The 16,273-nt window shown below is 48.0% G+C and carries 15 protein-coding genes and 1 pseudogene; 8 read left to right on the forward strand and 8 right to left on the reverse strand.

Annotation, left to right across the window (positions count from 1 at the left end; translation table 11 throughout):
• Positions 1-64: 64 nt before the first annotated feature.
• The gene (gene gnd / locus ACZ5N7_RS14375) at positions 65-964 is read right to left on the reverse strand and encodes a phosphogluconate dehydrogenase (NAD(+)-dependent, decarboxylating) (protein WP_464659291.1); all 900 of its coding nucleotides are present in this window, start codon (positions 962-964) and stop codon (positions 65-67) included.
• Positions 965-1,260: 296 nt separating this feature from the next.
• Between gnd and ACZ5N7_RS14380 the strand changes: the two genes are divergently transcribed.
• The 6 genes from ACZ5N7_RS14380 to ptsP are packed head-to-tail and all read left to right on the forward strand — an operon-like array spanning position 1,261 to position 6,918.
• Positions 1,261-2,046, forward strand: a complete 786-nt coding sequence (locus ACZ5N7_RS14380; RefSeq protein ID WP_464655080.1) for a DeoR/GlpR family DNA-binding transcription regulator — start codon at positions 1,261-1,263, stop codon at positions 2,044-2,046.
• 11 nt (positions 2,047-2,057) lie between these two features.
• Positions 2,058-2,996 (forward strand): 1-phosphofructokinase, encoded by a 939-nt coding sequence (pfkB, locus tag ACZ5N7_RS14385; protein WP_464655082.1) that lies wholly within the window; start codon positions 2,058-2,060, stop codon positions 2,994-2,996.
• 17 nt (positions 2,997-3,013) lie between these two features.
• Positions 3,014-4,387: a PTS fructose transporter subunit IIC gene (locus ACZ5N7_RS14390; protein ID WP_464655084.1), complete on the forward strand. Its 1,374-nt coding sequence runs from the start codon at positions 3,014-3,016 to the stop codon at positions 4,385-4,387.
• Between the two features lie 39 nt (positions 4,388-4,426).
• The gene (locus tag ACZ5N7_RS14395; RefSeq protein ID WP_464655086.1) at positions 4,427-4,876 is read left to right on the forward strand and encodes a PTS sugar transporter subunit IIA; all 450 of its coding nucleotides are present in this window, start codon (positions 4,427-4,429) and stop codon (positions 4,874-4,876) included.
• Positions 4,877-4,906: 30 nt separating this feature from the next.
• Complete coding sequence (locus ACZ5N7_RS14400; protein WP_464655088.1) at positions 4,907-5,176, forward strand: HPr family phosphocarrier protein; 270 nt, start codon at positions 4,907-4,909, stop codon at positions 5,174-5,176.
• Between the two features lie 2 nt (positions 5,177-5,178).
• Positions 5,179-6,918 carry a phosphoenolpyruvate--protein phosphotransferase gene (gene ptsP / locus ACZ5N7_RS14405; protein WP_464655090.1) on the forward strand — a complete coding sequence of 580 codons (1,740 nt, stop codon included), beginning with the start codon at positions 5,179-5,181 and terminating at the stop codon, positions 6,916-6,918.
• 68 nt (positions 6,919-6,986) lie between these two features.
• On the opposite strand, the gene ACZ5N7_RS14410 is transcribed toward ptsP, so the two are convergent.
• Both ACZ5N7_RS14410 and ACZ5N7_RS14415 read right to left on the reverse strand, forming a co-directional pair.
• Positions 6,987-8,021: an LLM class flavin-dependent oxidoreductase gene (locus ACZ5N7_RS14410; protein ID WP_464655092.1), complete on the reverse strand. Its 1,035-nt coding sequence runs from the start codon at positions 8,019-8,021 to the stop codon at positions 6,987-6,989.
• A 90-nt stretch (positions 8,022-8,111) separates the two neighbouring features.
• Positions 8,112-9,587: a protein adenylyltransferase SelO gene (locus ACZ5N7_RS14415; protein ID WP_464655093.1), complete on the reverse strand. Its 1,476-nt coding sequence runs from the start codon at positions 9,585-9,587 to the stop codon at positions 8,112-8,114.
• A 499-nt stretch (positions 9,588-10,086) separates the two neighbouring features.
• On the opposite strand from ACZ5N7_RS14415, the gene ACZ5N7_RS14420 reads away from it, so the two are divergent.
• On the forward strand, positions 10,087-11,160 hold the full coding sequence (locus ACZ5N7_RS14420) for a metallophosphoesterase (protein ID WP_464655095.1): 1,074 nt from the start codon (positions 10,087-10,089) through the stop codon (positions 11,158-11,160).
• An 88-nt stretch (positions 11,161-11,248) separates the two neighbouring features.
• Positions 11,249-11,527, forward strand: coding sequence for a twin-arginine translocase TatA/TatE family subunit (locus tag ACZ5N7_RS14425; RefSeq protein ID WP_464655096.1), 279 nt, complete (start codon positions 11,249-11,251; stop codon positions 11,525-11,527).
• A 170-nt stretch (positions 11,528-11,697) separates the two neighbouring features.
• Here ACZ5N7_RS14425 and ACZ5N7_RS14430 read toward each other — a convergent pair whose 3' ends face one another.
• The 5 genes and pseudogenes from ACZ5N7_RS14430 to ACZ5N7_RS14450 form a co-directional block, all read right to left on the reverse strand.
• A complete protein-coding gene (locus tag ACZ5N7_RS14430; protein ID WP_464655097.1) occupies positions 11,698-12,663 on the reverse strand; it encodes an aldo/keto reductase in 966 nt (321 codons plus the stop codon).
• A gap of 115 nt (positions 12,664-12,778) precedes the next feature.
• Positions 12,779-13,021 (reverse strand): annotated as a pseudogene (locus ACZ5N7_RS14435) (LLM class flavin-dependent oxidoreductase); the annotation flags it as partial.
• 253 nt (positions 13,022-13,274) lie between these two features.
• Complete coding sequence (locus ACZ5N7_RS14440; RefSeq protein ID WP_464655099.1) at positions 13,275-13,736, reverse strand: phage tail protein; 462 nt, start codon at positions 13,734-13,736, stop codon at positions 13,275-13,277.
• A 271-nt stretch (positions 13,737-14,007) separates the two neighbouring features.
• On the reverse strand, positions 14,008-14,586 hold the full coding sequence (locus ACZ5N7_RS14445) for a TMEM175 family protein (protein WP_464659292.1): 579 nt from the start codon (positions 14,584-14,586) through the stop codon (positions 14,008-14,010).
• Between the two features lie 222 nt (positions 14,587-14,808).
• Entirely contained in the window at positions 14,809-16,215 is a 1,407-nt protein-coding gene (locus ACZ5N7_RS14450; protein WP_464655101.1) for an amino acid permease, read from the reverse strand.
• Positions 16,216-16,273 lie beyond the last annotated feature (58 nt).

Below are 16,273 nucleotides of genomic sequence, written 5' to 3' on the forward strand. Positions count from 1 at the left end.
ACGATAGATATTATCGATTTTAGCACAGATTAGCCGAACGATTCTATTGGAGGAATGAGTTTCCTTAATTATTTCGGACAACAGCGTGGCCGCCGAATTCTTTGCGCAAAGCAGCAACAACCTTGCCGTGGAACGTATCGGACTCAAGTGAACGATATCTCATCAATAAGGACAGAGCGATAACCGGTGTACTCGCTTCCAAATCAAGCGCAGTTTCAAGAGTCCATTTTCCTTCGCCTGAGCTCTGCATTACCCCTCGAATTTCATCCAGGTTGGGATCTTTAGAGAATGCATTTTCCGTCAGCTCCATCAACCAGCTGCGAATGACAGAACCATTCGACCAGACGCGGGCAACCTCTTCATAGCTGAAGTCAAATTCACTCTTCGACAGCAGTTCAAATCCTTCGGCAATCGACTGCATCATCCCGTACTCGATACCATTGTGAATCATTTTAAGAAAATGACCACTGCCGCTCCTGCCGGCGTACAAATATCCATTATCGACGGCAATGCCTTCAAATAAAGGCTCGATAGTTGCGAACGCTTCCTTATCCCCGCCAACCATAAAACAGCCTCCATGCGCAGCGCCTTCCGTACCTCCCGATGTACCCACATCGAAAAACTTGATCCCATACGCATTCAGCTTCTCCGCATGAACTAAAGATTCTTTGTAGTGGGAGTTCCCGCCATCGATGACGATATCGCCTTGTTCCAGCATAGGGATGAGAGAATCAATCACACTATCCACAATCTTGCCTGCCGGAACCATAATCCATACAACACGAGGAGATTCCAACTTTGAGACCAGATCTTTTATGGCTTCGGCCGGTTCAGCACCTAACTCCGTCAATTTTTTTCCGGGCTCAGGATTCACATCGTAAACGACAACCTGATGCCGATGGACAAGCAGATTCTGCACCAGATTAAATCCCATTTTACCAAGACCTATCATGCCTAGCTTGATATCGATCACCACCTAATAAGTCTACAGGTATACTTGTATACAAGTTCAGTACTATATTACTGCTTCCTGGTCAATCTGTAAATAAAAATTTGTAAGCGCTGAGCAAAACAGCTTTCAGCCGCGATGACGGTTTTTTTATCAAATAAACGTATCTGACTATTAACTGCTGAATGTGATTTAATTTTTCTATTGACAGCGGTTTCAAAAAATATATAATCATAAATAAGCGCAAACAATCACAATCGATCAAAAATCCGTTTATCCATCTGTCCTGATAGGGAGGTGAATCCTACATCGTGTTCGTTGAAGAACGAAAAAGCAAAATCATCCAAATATTAGAAGAGGAAGAACGGGTTGATGTCATTGAGCTCGGTAAGCTGCTCGATGTCTCCGAATCCACCATCCGCAGAGATCTCAAGGAGCTGGAAGACGCCAATTTACTCAAAAGAACTCATGGCGGAGCGGTCTCGATAAGAATCTCCAAACCAAGCGTTACGATAGAACCAAGCTTTCTCGAGAAGGAGATCCAATATCCGAACGAAAAGAAAGCGATTGCAAAAAAAGCCGTTGAGTTTATTAAAGACGGGGACACGATATTGCTGGATTCCGGTACGACTACATTTTATATACTCCAGGAATTAAAAACATTCAATCATCTAACCGTCGTTACGAATGCAATCATTTCTCCCGCTTATTTGGAGCTGCTTCACCCGGGCATCGAGCTTTTGTTCCTCGGAGGCACATATCGCCCACAGACCCAATCGCTGGTCGGCATGTTTACAGAGCAATGCTTGAACATGATCCGTGTGGATAAGTGCTTTATTGCTACCAATGGCGCTGAACATTCTATTGGACTCACAACACCCAATATGACGGAAGCCGAGATCAAGCGCAAAATGATATCCTGCGCGCAGCAAGTCATTCTGGTGACGGATTCATCCAAATTCGGCAAATCAAGCTTTGCGAAATTTGCTGACCTGGATGATATCGATGTTTGCATCACCGATTCGGGTATTCGCGAAGAAGAGAAAAAAAGTCTAAGCAGGAGTGGCATTACGGTCATTACCGCAGACTTCGAATAGGACTGATAGAGATGAAACCTACCGTATTAACCGTCACACTCAATCCTTCCCTGGATAAAACCATTGTTCTTGACCAGCTCCAGCCAGGTATGCTGAACAGAGCGAAGCAAGTTCGTTTGGATCCGGGAGGCAAGGGAATCAATGTGGCCCGTCTGCTTCACAATTTTGATGTACCGGTGCTGGTGTCCGGATTGTCCGGCGGAGCCGAGGGCGAGGAATTAATTGAAAGCTTGCGTCAAGCCGGGCTTACTCTACGTTTCACGCCGGTTTCGGGACGAACCCGAACAAATTTAAAAATTGTTGACGCTTCAAAACAAGTCACTACAGAAATTAATGAGCAGGGCGCTGAAGTGAGCATCGCGGAGCTTGCAGCTTTCTTGAAAGTTTTCAACCAATGCCTGGGGAATTCATCTCACTTGGTGCTGGGCGGCAGCCTTCCTCCCGGAATAACGGTTTCCGTTTATGCCGAGCTCATCCATATGGCCAACCGCAAAGGGATCGTTACCGTGCTTGATGCGGATGGCGAAGCTTTGGCAGCAGGAATGCGTGCAGTACCCTACGCTCTGAAGCCAAACATTCATGAGTTGGAGCAGTGGTGCGGACACCGTCTGTTAACGGACGAAGATGTTGTCTCCGCTGGACGAAAGATGATCAATCAGGGTGTCTCACTCCTTATCGTCTCCATGGGTGAGAGAGGCTCCATCGCTATGAACGATAAGGAAGCGTTCCGCGTAACCCCATTCCCGATTATCCCAAAAAGCACGGTTGGAGCCGGTGACTCGATGGTGGCAACAATGATTTACTGTATGCTCCACAACAAGAGCCTTGCGGAAACAGCGGCCTGGACAACGACTGCCGGCACGTTAACCGCTTCCAAAGAAGGAACGCAAGTTTGTACGCTGGCCGAAGTCAACCAGCGCGTGGATGAGGTTAAGGTTAGCAAAATTTAATTCAGGGAGGTAAGGATATGGAGAAAAAAATTTTAGCGGTAACCGCTTGTCCGACAGGTATTGCCCACACCTACATGTCGGCGGAGGCTCTGGAAAAATCCGCAGCCGAAAGAGGCATTTCATTAAAGGTTGAAAAACGCGGTGCTATGGGCATTGAAGACGAACTGAGCGACCAGGAAATACGTGACGCTCATGCCATTATTATTGCGGCGGACACGGATGTGCAGGAGTCTCGTTTTGCCGGAAAACCGGTGGTCAAGGTAGCGGTGGCTGAAGCCATCAAGAACCCAAACCGCCTGCTGGATGAAGCACTCGCCAAGCAGCCGGGGCACACGCAGGATTTGTATGAACAAGTGCAAAAATCCAAGGAAGAGCGGAGCGCACAACGTTCCGGCGTTTATAAACACTTGATGACAGGCGTATCCAACATGCTGCCGCTTGTCGTTGCAGGCGGTTTGATCATCGCGCTGTCCTTCGTATTCGGAATCACCGCGTTCAAAGAACAGGGCACGCTGGCCGCGGCCTTGATGGATATAGGCGGCGGCGCCGCTTTTGCTTTAATGGTGCCGGTTTTGGCCGGATTTATCGCATTCTCCATTGCGGATCGTGTCGGTTTAGCGCCCGGGTTGGTGGGCGGTATGCTCGCTTCCAAGCTTGGAGCAGGCTTCCTGGGCGGTATTATCGCAGGCTTCCTCGCCGGATATGTTGCGAATGCGCTGAAAAAATACATTAAATTGCCGAAAAACTTTGAAGGCCTCAAGCCGATCCTGATTATTCCGCTGCTTTCAACGCTGATCGTTGGTTTATTAATGGAATATGTTATCGGAGCCCCTATTAAAGCGATTATGGATGCTCTCGCGGCTTGGTTAACGGGCATGAGCTCAACGAACGCGGTACTTCTCGGCCTGATCCTGGGTGCTATGATGGCCTTCGACATGGGGGGTCCGGTCAACAAATCCGCTTACACATTCGCTATCGGTCTTCTGGCGAGCAATGTATTCGGTCCGATGGCTGCTGTTATGGCAGCAGGGATGACTCCTCCTCTTGGACTGTTCCTGGCTACGCTGCTGGCTCCCAAAAAGTTTACAAAAGAAGAAAAAGAAGCAGGTAAAGCAGCCTCCGTCCTCGGTATTTCTTTCATTACTGAAGGAGCAATTCCTTTTGCAGCGGCGGACCCGCTCCGTGTCATTCCGAGCATTATGGTCGGCTCTGCCGTCACCGGCGCACTATCTATGGCGTTTGGAGCTACTCTTCGTGCACCGCACGGCGGAATTTTCGTTCTCCCCATTCCTCATGCCGTGGAACAACTTGGACTTTATGCGTTATCGATTGTGATAGGAACGTTTGTAACGGCAATCATGATTAGTGTCCTGAAAAAAAGCAAAGCCTGAAACGCCGCATAATAAAATACAACACTGGGAGTGACTCCAATGGTTATTAGTGACATTCTGACGAAGGAAACGATTGATCTTCATTTGAACGCAGACTCCAAAACTGCCGCTGTCGAGCAGATGGCTTCCCTCTTGTCCGAGCAAGGATATGTGTCGGATGCCGGTCAGTTTATAAACGACGTATTAAAACGCGAGGAGAGCAGTTCGACCGGAATTGGCTTTGGTGTCGCGATTCCACACGGCAAATCAGCCGGAGTAGTAAAGCCTGCCCTCTCTTTTGCCAAATTCGCGCAGCCGATTGAATGGCAGTCGCTTGACGAGCAGCCGGTCACGATGGCTTTCCTGATCGGGGTGCCACTTGAGCAGGCGGGACAGGAGCATCTGAAAATTTTAACGACATTAGCGCGAAAACTAATCCATGAATCTTTCCGCAATCAGCTGCTGCAGGCGACAACGCCGGAGGAGATCGTGCAAGCTTTACAATTTTAACACAGAGAAGCATAAAGGGAGTTGAGACACATGGTGACCCAAACGACAACGATACAGAACGAACAAGGCTTTCATTTAAGACCCGCTCAACTGTTCACCGAGCTTGCCAATAAATTCGAAAGCGACATTACCTTCACTGCGACTGGAGAGGATGACGAAATCAATCCAAAAAGCATTTTGGGACTAATGTCATTAGGTCTTGAAAAAGGCTCCTCCGTTACCATTTCTGCAGAAGGCCCGGACGAGGAGCAAGCTGTTGCGGCGCTGATCCGGCTGATCGACAGCGGGTTCGGAGAATAGCTATGAAGGAACTCATAATTCACGGTATCGCTGCCTCCGAAGGTGTACAGATCGGCACTGCCGTTCACTACGGGCTTCAGCCTGTGGAGCGCAGCATCGATCTGTCTGCCGCAATCTCCGAGGAGCAGGTTGAGGAACAACTACTCAAGCTGCAGGCCGCTAAAGAAGAAGTAATGAAGCAGCTGCAGCATATTTTGGAGCGCAATGCAGTCCGATACGATGACAAGCAAAAAGGAATTATCGCCGGGCATCAGGGCCTGCTTATGGATCCTGCTTTCACCGGGGATATGGAAAAGCTGATCCGCAAAAAACTGATGCCGGCGGTGGCTGCCGCAAGTAAAGTGACGGATAAATTCGTTGTTTTATTTCAAAACATGGACAAAGAGTATATGCGCGAACGTGCGCAAGACATTCAGGATATTGGGGGCAGGCTGCTGGATGCGCTGCAGGGAATTGAGCGGCAAGAGCTGAGCGGCGTGGAGGGCGGCACCGTTCTCATCGCGCATGATATCACACCTTCGGATGCAATGGACATTGATCCTGAATATGTGTTCGGATTTGTCACCCGAATTGGCGGCAAAACGTCACATACGGCAATTTTGGCCAGATCGATGGGCATTCCCGCCATTGTAGGCGCAGGTGCCTCAGTGGAGCAAATTACGAACGGTGCCCGGATCATTGTAGATGGAGGGTCCGGTATCTGCATCGTCAACCCGTCAGAACAAACGACTCAATCCTACCTTGAAAAAAGGGCCCGGTTGCTTGAAGAGAGGGGTAATCTTGAGGTGTTCCAGTATCGTCCGGCGCAAACCACGGATGGTAAACAATTCGAGCTCGCTGCCAACATCGGCACTGTTCAAGAGTCTGCATCAGCTGTAGACAGCGGTGCGGAAGGTGTAGGCTTGTTTCGCACGGAGTTCATGTATATGAACGCTGCCCGGATGCCATCCGAGGAAGAACAATACACGGTCTACAAGGAAATTGCCTCTATGTGGAACGGGAAGCCTGTCGTCATTCGCACCCTCGATATTGGAGGAGACAAAGAACTGCCTTATCTTGCACTGCAGAAGGAAACGAATCCTTTTCTTGGCTATCGCGCGATCCGCATAGGGTTGAACCAGCCGGAAGTGCTTCATACGCAGCTTCGCGCTATCGTCAGAGCGAGCGCCTTCGGAAAGCTGCGCATCATGTTTCCGATGATCTCCTCTATCGACGAATGGAGAAAGGCTCGTGCTGTAGTGTCTGACATCCATGAGGAGCTTGAGCGTGAGGGCATTGCATTTGACCATGATATCCAGGTCGGCATTATGGCCGAGATCCCATCCGTCATCCAGATGGCCGATCTGTTCGCCAAAGAAGTCGATTTCTTCAGCATCGGTACCAATGATCTCGTTCAATACACAGTGGCCGTAGACCGCATGAACGAAAAAGTATCTTATCTATACGATTACTTTCATCCGGCGGTACTCCGTTCTATCCGTACCCTGATCGAAGCAGCCCATACTGCAGGAAAATGGGTCGGAATGTGCGGGGGCATGGCCGGCGACCCTTTCGCCGCTCCAGTGCTTGCAGGTTATGGACTGGATGAATGGAGCATGGAGACCGCTTCGCTAAACAAGGTGAAAGCCGCCCTTTCACAGCTGGACACAACCGCGTGTACGCGCTTGGTACAGGAGCTCAACTCCTGTGCGACCGCTCAGGAAGTGCGTGAGAAGATAGAGTTGTTTGTTGAGGTGAAGTAAAGGTAAGGTCTGGATCTCTTGCATTACTTCATCATGATAACGGGTGGAGATATAGGACCGTTTTCCGTTTATCCGGCTATTTCTTCTCGAACCCGCGGCGCTACCTCTGTTCCCAGCAACTCAATAGCTCTCAGCACGTCCTCATGGGGCATCGTCCCGACCGGTACGTGCAGCATAAAGCGTGTGATGCCGACGTTCTTACGAAGGTGAATGATTTTTCCGGCAACGGTCTCCGGGTCCCCTACGTACAGCGCTCCTTCGAAGCTTCGCGCGGCATCGTAGCTTGCACGGTCGTAATGCCCCCAACCGCGCTCCTTTCCGAGCTTATTCATACTTGCCTGCGTGGAAGGAAAAAACTTGTCCGCTGCAGCCTGGTTATCGTCCGCAATGAATCCGTGCGAGTGCGACGCTACCGGCAAGCGCGACGGATCATGACCTGCGTGAACTGCCGCTCTCTTATAGAGATCCACGAGCTGGGCAAACTGAAGGGGTCTTCCTCCGATAATCGCCAGAACAAGCGGGAGTCCAAGCAGCCCTGCACGGACAATAGAATCGGTCGTCCCCCCGCTGCCAATCCACACCGGCAAAGGATCCTGAACCGGACGCGGATACACTCCCAGATCATGTATTGCCGGCCGATGCCCGCCTCTCCAGGTTACTTTCTCGGACTCCCGTATTTTCAACAACAACTCCAACTTCTCGTTGAACAACTCGTCGTAATCATTTAAATCATATCCAAACAGTGGAAAGGACTCGATAAAAGAGCCCCGGCCCGCCATAATTTCCGCACGTCCGTTCGAAATCCCGTCGAGCGTGGCAAAATCCTGAAACACGCGCACCGGATCTGCAGAAGACAGCACCGTGACCGCGCTTGTCAGACGTATCCGTTTCGTCTGTGACGCAGCCGCAGCCAGCACGACTGCGGGTGAAGACGCCGCATAATCTTTACGGTGATGCTCGCCCACGCCAAATACATCCAACCCCACCTGATCTGCAAGTACAATTTCTTCCACGACCTCACGCAATCGCTGTGCATGACTCATCACCTCGCCGGTTTGCACGTCCGGTGATGTCTCTACAAATGTGCTCACACCAATCTGCACTGACAGCCCCCCCAGTTTCTGTAAAGATTGTTGGAAAGTTTTCTCGATAATTAGCTGGTTAATCTAACGTTGTGATCTAAATATTGTGTATCAGGTACCGCAAAAGGTTCGGTAAGGACGAGTTGTCTGTGCCGGCAGTGCAGCGTAATCGGCCTGTTCGGGGGAGTGGGCATAAGGACTTGAGACAACATCAAGCAGCCGCTCCATTACACTATAGTCTGCTTGTTCCACTGCGGCTTGCAGTGCTTCCTCAACCCGATGGTTCCGAGGGATGACCGCAGGATTGCTGTTACGCATCAGCTCACGCGACGAGGCCTTGGACTCCTCCTGCCTGCCTAGTCTCGCCTGCCACTGATCATACCACTGAGTGAATTCCGGGTTCCCAAACAGCACTGTATCCTTTGGCGTATCGTGAGTCAATGCACGGAAGGTATTCGTATAGTCCGCATGATATTTCTGCATCATACCAAGCAGATCTTCGATAAGGGCTTCATCCTGTTTCTCTTCATGGAATATCCCCAGCTTAGCTCTCATTCCCGCCAGCCAATTAGAATGATACAACTCCATAAATTCTGAAATCGCATCCTGAGCCAGTTTGACAGCGTTCTCCTGATCTTCATGCAACAGCGGCAATAGGGACTCAGCAAATCGCGCAAGATTCCACCCGGCGATAGCCGGCTGATTGCCATAGGCATAACGGCCTTCCCTGTCAATGGAACTGAACACCGTTGCCGGGTCATAGGTATCCATGAAAGCACAAGGCCCATAATCAATAGTTTCTCCACTAATAGTCATGTTGTCGGTGTTCATTACTCCATGGATAAAGCCAACCAGCTGCCATTGGGCAATAAGCTGAGCTTGACGCTTGATTACTTCCTTTAGCAGCGAAAGATACCGATTGTTATCACCTTCAATTTCAGGAAAATGGCGGTTTATAGCATAGTCAGCCAGGATCCGAAGTTCCTCAGCTGTGCCCCATTGTGCAGCGTATTGAAAGGTACCTACACGCAAATGACTGGCAGCAACACGGATCAGAATTGCACCAGGCAGTGCAGTTTCACGGATGACCGACTCACCGGTTTCCACCACTGCCAGACTGCGGGTGGTAGGGATACCAAGCGCATGCATCGCTTCACTGATGATGTACTCACGCAGCATAGGCCCAAGTGCCGCCAAACCATCTCCCCCGCGGGAGTATGGTGTTCTGCCTGAACCCTTCAGCTGAACATCTACCCTCTCGCCTTGAGGAGTAATCTGCTCACCCAGCAGTACAGCCCGGCCGTCCCCTAACATGTTAAAATAACCGAATTGATGTCCCGCATACGCTTGAGCAAGAGGCGAAGCGCCTGCCGGAATCAGATTTCCAGCCAAAACCGCTACGTTATCTCCGCTTTTCAGCCCCTGAGCATCCAACCCCAGGGACGCAGCCAGCGTATCATTGAGTATGACCAATTTAGGCGAGCGCACAGGGTTGGGATTTACGCTGGAATAAAAGGTTTTCGGCAGACGGGCATAACTGTTGTCAAAGTTCCATCCTGTTTCAGTTATTGCTTTATTCTCTGTCATTGTATCTCCTTTACCTCTTTTGTCTTGTTGTATCATAGTTTCTTTTACACATCACGCATGTATGGATATTATGCATATTTTTAAATGACCTACTTTTCAACACAAGGGAGCGTTTTTACATGTCTGCATCTGCCAATTTATTATACCCTGTCTTGACAAAAATGACGCCTCAGGTACGCAAGGTATCATGTCCACCACGACATCAGGGTGATATATACCTGAACTCCTCAACATAATCGGACAAAGCATGCCTGTCCCCCAGAATGTGTTTTACACTGGATGGTAACTGAATATCCGTACGATAACTCACTTTTCAAACAAGTACTATTTCTATTCCTTCCAGAACAATCCTTTTTTCGGGAAATTATAGACTCTAGTAAAATAAATATATTCTTAAAAATTTAGCAATCTTCCCTTTACAATTTTCCATTACAATTAGTTAGTATGTAAAAAAAGAAATATTCTAAAAAATATGATGGGTAGGAAGGGTGAAAAACTTATGAAAAAAGATGGGCAATCACACGAAAAGTACAGCCATTTACTTGAGAATGTGCTGAACGAAGAGATAGACCGCCGTACCTTTTTGCAAAAGACAACCAAGTTAGCCGGAGTTACTTTCGGTTTAACACTATTCAACCCCCTAGGCAGTATACCTGTGTTGGCAGCGTCCAATGATTCGAACGATACATATGATTACAGTCAGCCTACTTTCCAGTTTGGACTTGTAGCGGACGCTCAATATGCCGATATCGATACGCCAGCTGGTTCAACCCGTTATTACCGCGCTTCAATTGGCAAGCTGTCTGAAGCAGTCCATACCTTCAACGACAACAATGTCCATTTCACCGTCCACCTGGGTGATTTCATTGACCGGGACGCCTCGAGTTTTTCTAAAATCAAGCCTGTCTTCGACCAACTCAAAGAATCCAAGTTCCATATACTGGGTAACCATGATTATGCGATGGACGCTAACCAGGTTGCCAACGTGCTGGGCATGCCAAATTTCTTTTACGATTTCAGCTACCAGGGTTGGCGGTTTGTGATGCTCGATACTAATGACCTCAGCTTGTATTCTAATCCCGAAGGTTCTGAGAAATATCAACATGCTAAGACTGTCTTTGACGTTCTAAGCTGGAGCGGCGCGGACAATGCCCAGACGTGGAACGGGGGTGTCGATTCGGATCAAATGACTTGGCTAAAAGACGTACTTGCCAAGTCTGTCCAAGCTGGAGAAAAGGTAGTAGTAATGGGACATCATCCGATTGCTCCACAGAACATGCACAACGCTTGGAATTATGAAGCTCTCGTCAAGGTTCTCGAGTCCTCCGGCAATGTGGTTGCCTATTTTAACGGTCATAATCATGCCGGCAACTATGCCGAGCAGAACGGTGTCTCCTATGTGAACTTCAAAGGCATGGTGGAGACTGCCGACACCAATGCGTACTCCATCATACGGATTTATCCTGATAGGCTGGTAATAAAAGGCTATGGTCGTGAACCGTACCGCGTAATAAAGCTTGGTAAAAAGAGTAGTATAGAAGCCGTGAAAGAGTTCCAGGGCGCTGCGAAATAAAAATTGGAAGGTTACTTAAAGCGGAAACGATGGGCCTTAGTTTTAAGACTGCGGCAACCAATTTAATTTTTGATAGGAAATGAGCGAGTTGCCATTCACTAATATAGGAATTCCAGGTCTTATCCTTATTCTTATTATTGCCTTGATTATTTTCGGTCCTGCCAAGCTGCCTGAGCTCGGCCGAGCGTTCGGCCGTACTCTGAGCGAGTTTAAAAGTGCGACAAGAGGGCTGATCAATGGGGAAGAGGACGACAAATCCGATCATAAGAAACAAGAGATATCGACTCAACAAAAGGTTCCAACGATAGCCGAAGATTCGAATAGCAAGTCCCAAATGGTAACGAGTACCAACAAAACCCAGCATTAATTTCACGCGGTAAAAACTCTGCTTCTGGTGATAAGCTACTTTTGTCACCGGAAGCTATTCATCTTATGGGGAATCATCGTTATGAAGCAAAATGAACTTGGAGATTTCTTCCCGAATCATGGCGATGCCTTGCTGCCAAGCAACTCGATAGCTCTCATCACGTCATGCCATTATGTAAATCTATTCGCTTCGGGATCGTCAATATCAAATCCAACAGCGTCTAGCGCAGGCCAAAGCTCAGAAGGAATGGGGTGACTAGCAAGCTCCAACGTCTGGGCGACTCGTTCCGGCTTGGTCATCCCAACGACAGTACTCGTCACACGGGGGTCACGCATGGAGAATTGAAGTGCCGCGGCGGCTAGGGGAACATCGTGTTCCTGGCAGATTCTTGCAAACAATCTTGCGCGTTCGAGCAACAACGGCGATGCATCACTATAAGCATAGCGGGCGTATGCATCCGGACCTTTTGCCAGCATGCCGCTACCATAAGGTGCTGCGTTGATTACAGCAACATCCAATCGGCTGGCGACATCAAGCAAAGGCTCAGCTGATCGATTGAGTAACGTGAAACGGTTATGAGTTTCAACGGCGCTAAACTCCCCTGTTTGTACATAACGAATGAGCATCTGGATGGGCCCGCCAGATATGCCAATGTGATCGATGACTCCCTGATCCTTGAAGTTTTTCAGCACCTCAAGCGGACCACCCGGTCCCATGACATTTTCAAAAGTGGAATGTTCCGGATCATGGATGTAAACATATTGCAAGCGATCCAGCCCCAAGCGGAAGAGACTTCCTTCGATGGAACGTTTGATTTGTTCACCGCTAAAGTCACCCGTCTGTAAGCAGCGGTCAGCTTTGGTGGCCAGCACAAAGCCCGATGGGAGTCCACCATTCTCTTTAATTACCTTGCCAATACGGCGCTCGCTCTCACCTTCACCATACGCCGCAGCTGTATCGAGGAAGTTGATCGGACTTGCAAAGGCAGCACGAATTGTTGCCAGCGCATTTTCTTCTGGTGCGCTATAGGCAAAGGTTTCCGGCATATCACCGAGTGGAGCACCACCAACACAAAGCGGTGATACAAATAGGCCAGTTTTTCCAAACGGCCGATTTGATAGGAAAGGTTCAGACATACAGTGATCCTCGCTTTCTTTTAAAAATTTATATTTATTTACAAATAATGTATAATTATAGATTACCTGATACTATCTTGTTTCGTCAAATCAATATAAGAGGTCTATCGGCTTCTTAGGAACGCAGGCGAGCCTGGTGATCAAACACCTGGGCGATGACCATCATTTCGTCAGCTTGGGTATCGTCCAGGAAGGCTTACAGCTTATCTTTCACAGTTTGCGGACTGCCGAAGATGGAAGAACCAAGCTGTTGCTGCAAGGCTTGTTTTTCGTAAGTCGCTCCATAGACTGTCCATACTATCCACAGGCGGCTGCAGCGCACTTGATTGCCTCTGATCAGGTTTAGGAATTGCTGCTTTCCGCTGTCATGAGATGAAAGAGGGTCCGCTTTATTTGTAAATCTCTTGTATTACTTACCACCATATCATCAATTAGGCAAAATAATTTGTGGTATGGTTCACCGCGCCGTCTGTAACGGCATGTTTTAGGACCATCCTTTTGCGGGATGGCCATTTCTTTGATCTCGCTTTGTTCAACTATCGTGCCCGTCGCAACTAGGCAACCGATTGGTCCCTCGCAGCGCGATTCCTCCAATTGCGCTTTTCCTTACCTTAATATTCTCCTTTAATTACAAAAAACGAGCCCCGAATTGTTCCAGCTAATGCGGACTTCTGCCTAGCAAACTTAAACTTCCCTTCTAACTCCTGTGGCACCTCCATCCCCTCAGAAAGCTTAAAACCAACGGCCCGCTTCTTAGGGTCATCAACCGTGTACATGACATTGACTTCAAGACCATCCTCATAAAAGACGTAGGCAAATTTAATATTTTCCACTTGAAAACGCGACGTTTCTAAAGGTTTGGCCGCAAACTCAATATCACGTTCTTTCAAAATTCGGTTCACATAATCAAGGGTCTCTTGACTTTCACTAGCCGGTACAACCGTAAATTCATGCTTGTATTTGTTCATAAAGTAACGGGCTTCATTGGCACGTAAACCAGCAAGCGCATCTACTACAGGTGAAGACTCTAAACCAACCGTAGACACATTTTTAAAATCAACGATATAGGACATTTCCATCTCTCCTTTAATCTCTTTATTTCCTAACAACATTACGAGCTTTAAAATTACTGTATCATAAAACACACCACCAAAAAAACTTGCCGTTACTTGTGACACGGTTCAGTTTCACGGGGTCTATCGGCGAAAAAATCGATGCCTCCTGTCCAGAGTTTAGACCTGGCGCATGTAAACTCAACGGGTGCTCCATTCGCTACAAGACGACGGCATCAGCCAAAAAAGCTCTTCGAAGCCCGCCTACACGCGAGAATTCGAAGAGCATTTCTTAATGGCCTCTCAGGGCATGCTCGATTCGCTTATCCGGCACGAACCAGATCACGGCAACGAGTACGAAAAAGAAGCCGGATATCCAAGCACTCACATACGCGGTCAAGACCGCGATCAAGTAGAGTAAAGGAGATAATTTCCCCTTCCAGTCTTTGCCCATCGCCACGACGAATGAGGAATCGCCGGAATGCTGGTTAATAATCGCGCGCTGAAGCAGCCAGTACGAGAGCGCCGCTAGCAGTAGAATAATACCGTACAGCGCCGTTGGAGTGGCTGCAAAATGGCTTTCTCCCATCCAAGCTGTCGTGAACGGAATAAGGGATAGCCAGAAGAGAAGCAGCAAGTTGAGCCACATTAACCGCCCGTTCATCGTTCGAACCATGTGCAGCAGATGATGATGATTGTTCCAGTAGATGCCGACATATACGAAACTGAAGATATAGCTAAGAATTTTCGGGCCAAGTTCGATTAGCGCATGCCAATCATGGCCTTCCGGCACTTTGAATTCCAGCACCATGATCGTAATGATAATCGCCAGCACGCCATCGCTGAATGCTTCCATCCGATTAGCTTTCAGAGTGTTTCACCTTTTCTCGCTTCTCGCGCTCTTTTACCTATTCGACACCAGTAAAATCGCATAAAACCCTTCATCTCGTCAAGCAAAACTTTCACGCTTTCATTAAAAAAATAAACATCCCATTTCACTTAGGTAGAGAAACGGGATGTTTTTTTGTTCTTTATGGGGTTTTAGTCATTCCGAGCTACCCGTTTGGGGCATCCGCTTTTTGATGGATTGCTTCTATTCTTTGCCAACCAATCTGCCCGTATTTTCATCACCGGTTTGAGCACTCACCGGAACAGCCTTGCCAACTCCGAAAACGTAAAAACTAATCACAACAATACCTAAGAAAGCAATTCCGGTAATAAGGGAGATGCGTGTATCATCATTAATCCACATACCGATCAATACCATAAGCAAAAAGGCAATGGTTACATAGTTTGTTACTGGGGCGAGAGGCATTTTGAACGGATGATTATCCAATTCAGTTCCCTTTATTTTTCTGAATTTCATTTGACTGATCAGAATAACAAACCACGGCACCATACCGGGAAGTACACTAGCGCTATACACATGTACAAACAGATTTTCCGGTGCAATATAGCTTAAGAACACGCCAATGCCCAAGCCCACGATCACACCAATCGTTCCCAGCAGAGGCACGCCGTTACCGGATAGTTTCGTAAATATTTTTGGTACCTGTCCATTAACTCCTAATGTATAAAGCATGCGCCCTGCGCTATAAATCCCACTATTGCAACCAGACATGGCAGACGTGATGACGACAAAGTTGATGAGCCCCGCCGCTGCAGTAATACCGAGTTTCGCAAACGTTGCAACGAACGGGCTGCCGATCGCATGCAATTGATTCCAAGGATAAACGGTTACGATTACAAAAATCGCGCCAATATAGAAGATCAAAATACGCCAAATAATACTTTGAGTTGCACTCGTTAACGTTTTTTGCGGGTTTTTTGCCTCACCCGCTGTAATACCGATGAGCTCGACACCTTGATAAGCCCCAATCACCAGCGAGAGAGCAAAGAAAAAGCCTGACCAGCCACCGGTAAAGAAGCCCCCATGTTGCCACAGGTTGGATAACCCGATCGCGTTTCCACCGTTGCCAATCCCAAAGAAAATTAGACCAATCCCTGAAACAATCATCAATACGATTGTTACGATTTTAATCAAGGAAAACCAAAACTCAAATTCACCGAATGATTTAACGGAGAATAAGTTGGCTGCACCTAGAATCACCATTGCGATAATACCTGGTATCCAAGCAGGTAAATCCGGAAACCAGTACTTCATATAGGTCCCAACGGCAATGATTTCCGCCATCCCGACAACGACCCACTGGAACCAGTTGCTCCAAGCCGTCGTATATCCCGCCAAAGGATGAATGTACTTATGGCCAAAGGTTGCAAAGGACCCCGTGCTCGGTTCTACGTACTGCATTTCCCCCATTGCACGCATGATGAAAAATATAAAAATTCCTACAATTGCATAAGCAAGCATAACTGATGGACCTGTCCATTTGATCGTGCTTGCAGAACCCATAAATAACCCAACTCCGATTGTACCGCCCAAAGCAATCATCTGTATATGACGCGTTTCAAGACTCCTCTTCAATTCTTTGTTTTTCATTTCATTCCTCTTTCCCACTGCTACTCTTAGCTGTTATTTTGTACAAACTGCAAATGCC

Source organism: Paenibacillus sp. JCM 18996 (assembly GCF_055392555.1).

Bases quoted from the DNA above. Each gene is read 5' to 3' on its own strand.
- pfkB (WP_464655082.1), top strand. From the start codon at position 2,058: ATGAAACCTACCGTATTAACCGTCACACTCAATCCTTCCCTGGATAAA.
- ACZ5N7_RS14390 (WP_464655084.1), top strand. From the start codon at position 3,014: ATGGAGAAAAAAATTTTAGCGGTAACCGCTTGTCCGACAGGTATTGCC.
- ACZ5N7_RS14395 (WP_464655086.1), top strand. From the start codon at position 4,427: ATGGTTATTAGTGACATTCTGACGAAGGAAACGATTGATCTTCATTTG.
- ACZ5N7_RS14400 (WP_464655088.1), top strand. From the start codon at position 4,907: ATGGTGACCCAAACGACAACGATACAGAACGAACAAGGCTTTCATTTA.
- ptsP (WP_464655090.1), top strand. From the start codon at position 5,179: ATGAAGGAACTCATAATTCACGGTATCGCTGCCTCCGAAGGTGTACAG.
- ACZ5N7_RS14415 (WP_464655093.1), bottom strand. From the start codon at position 9,587: ATGACAGAGAATAAAGCAATAACTGAAACAGGATGGAACTTTGACAAC.
- ACZ5N7_RS14420 (WP_464655095.1), top strand. From the start codon at position 10,087: ATGAAAAAAGATGGGCAATCACACGAAAAGTACAGCCATTTACTTGAG.
- ACZ5N7_RS14430 (WP_464655097.1), bottom strand. From the start codon at position 12,663: ATGTCTGAACCTTTCCTATCAAATCGGCCGTTTGGAAAAACTGGCCTA.
- ACZ5N7_RS14440 (WP_464655099.1), bottom strand. From the start codon at position 13,736: ATGTCCTATATCGTTGATTTTAAAAATGTGTCTACGGTTGGTTTAGAG.
- ACZ5N7_RS14450 (WP_464655101.1), bottom strand. From the start codon at position 16,215: ATGAAAAACAAAGAATTGAAGAGGAGTCTTGAAACGCGTCATATACAG.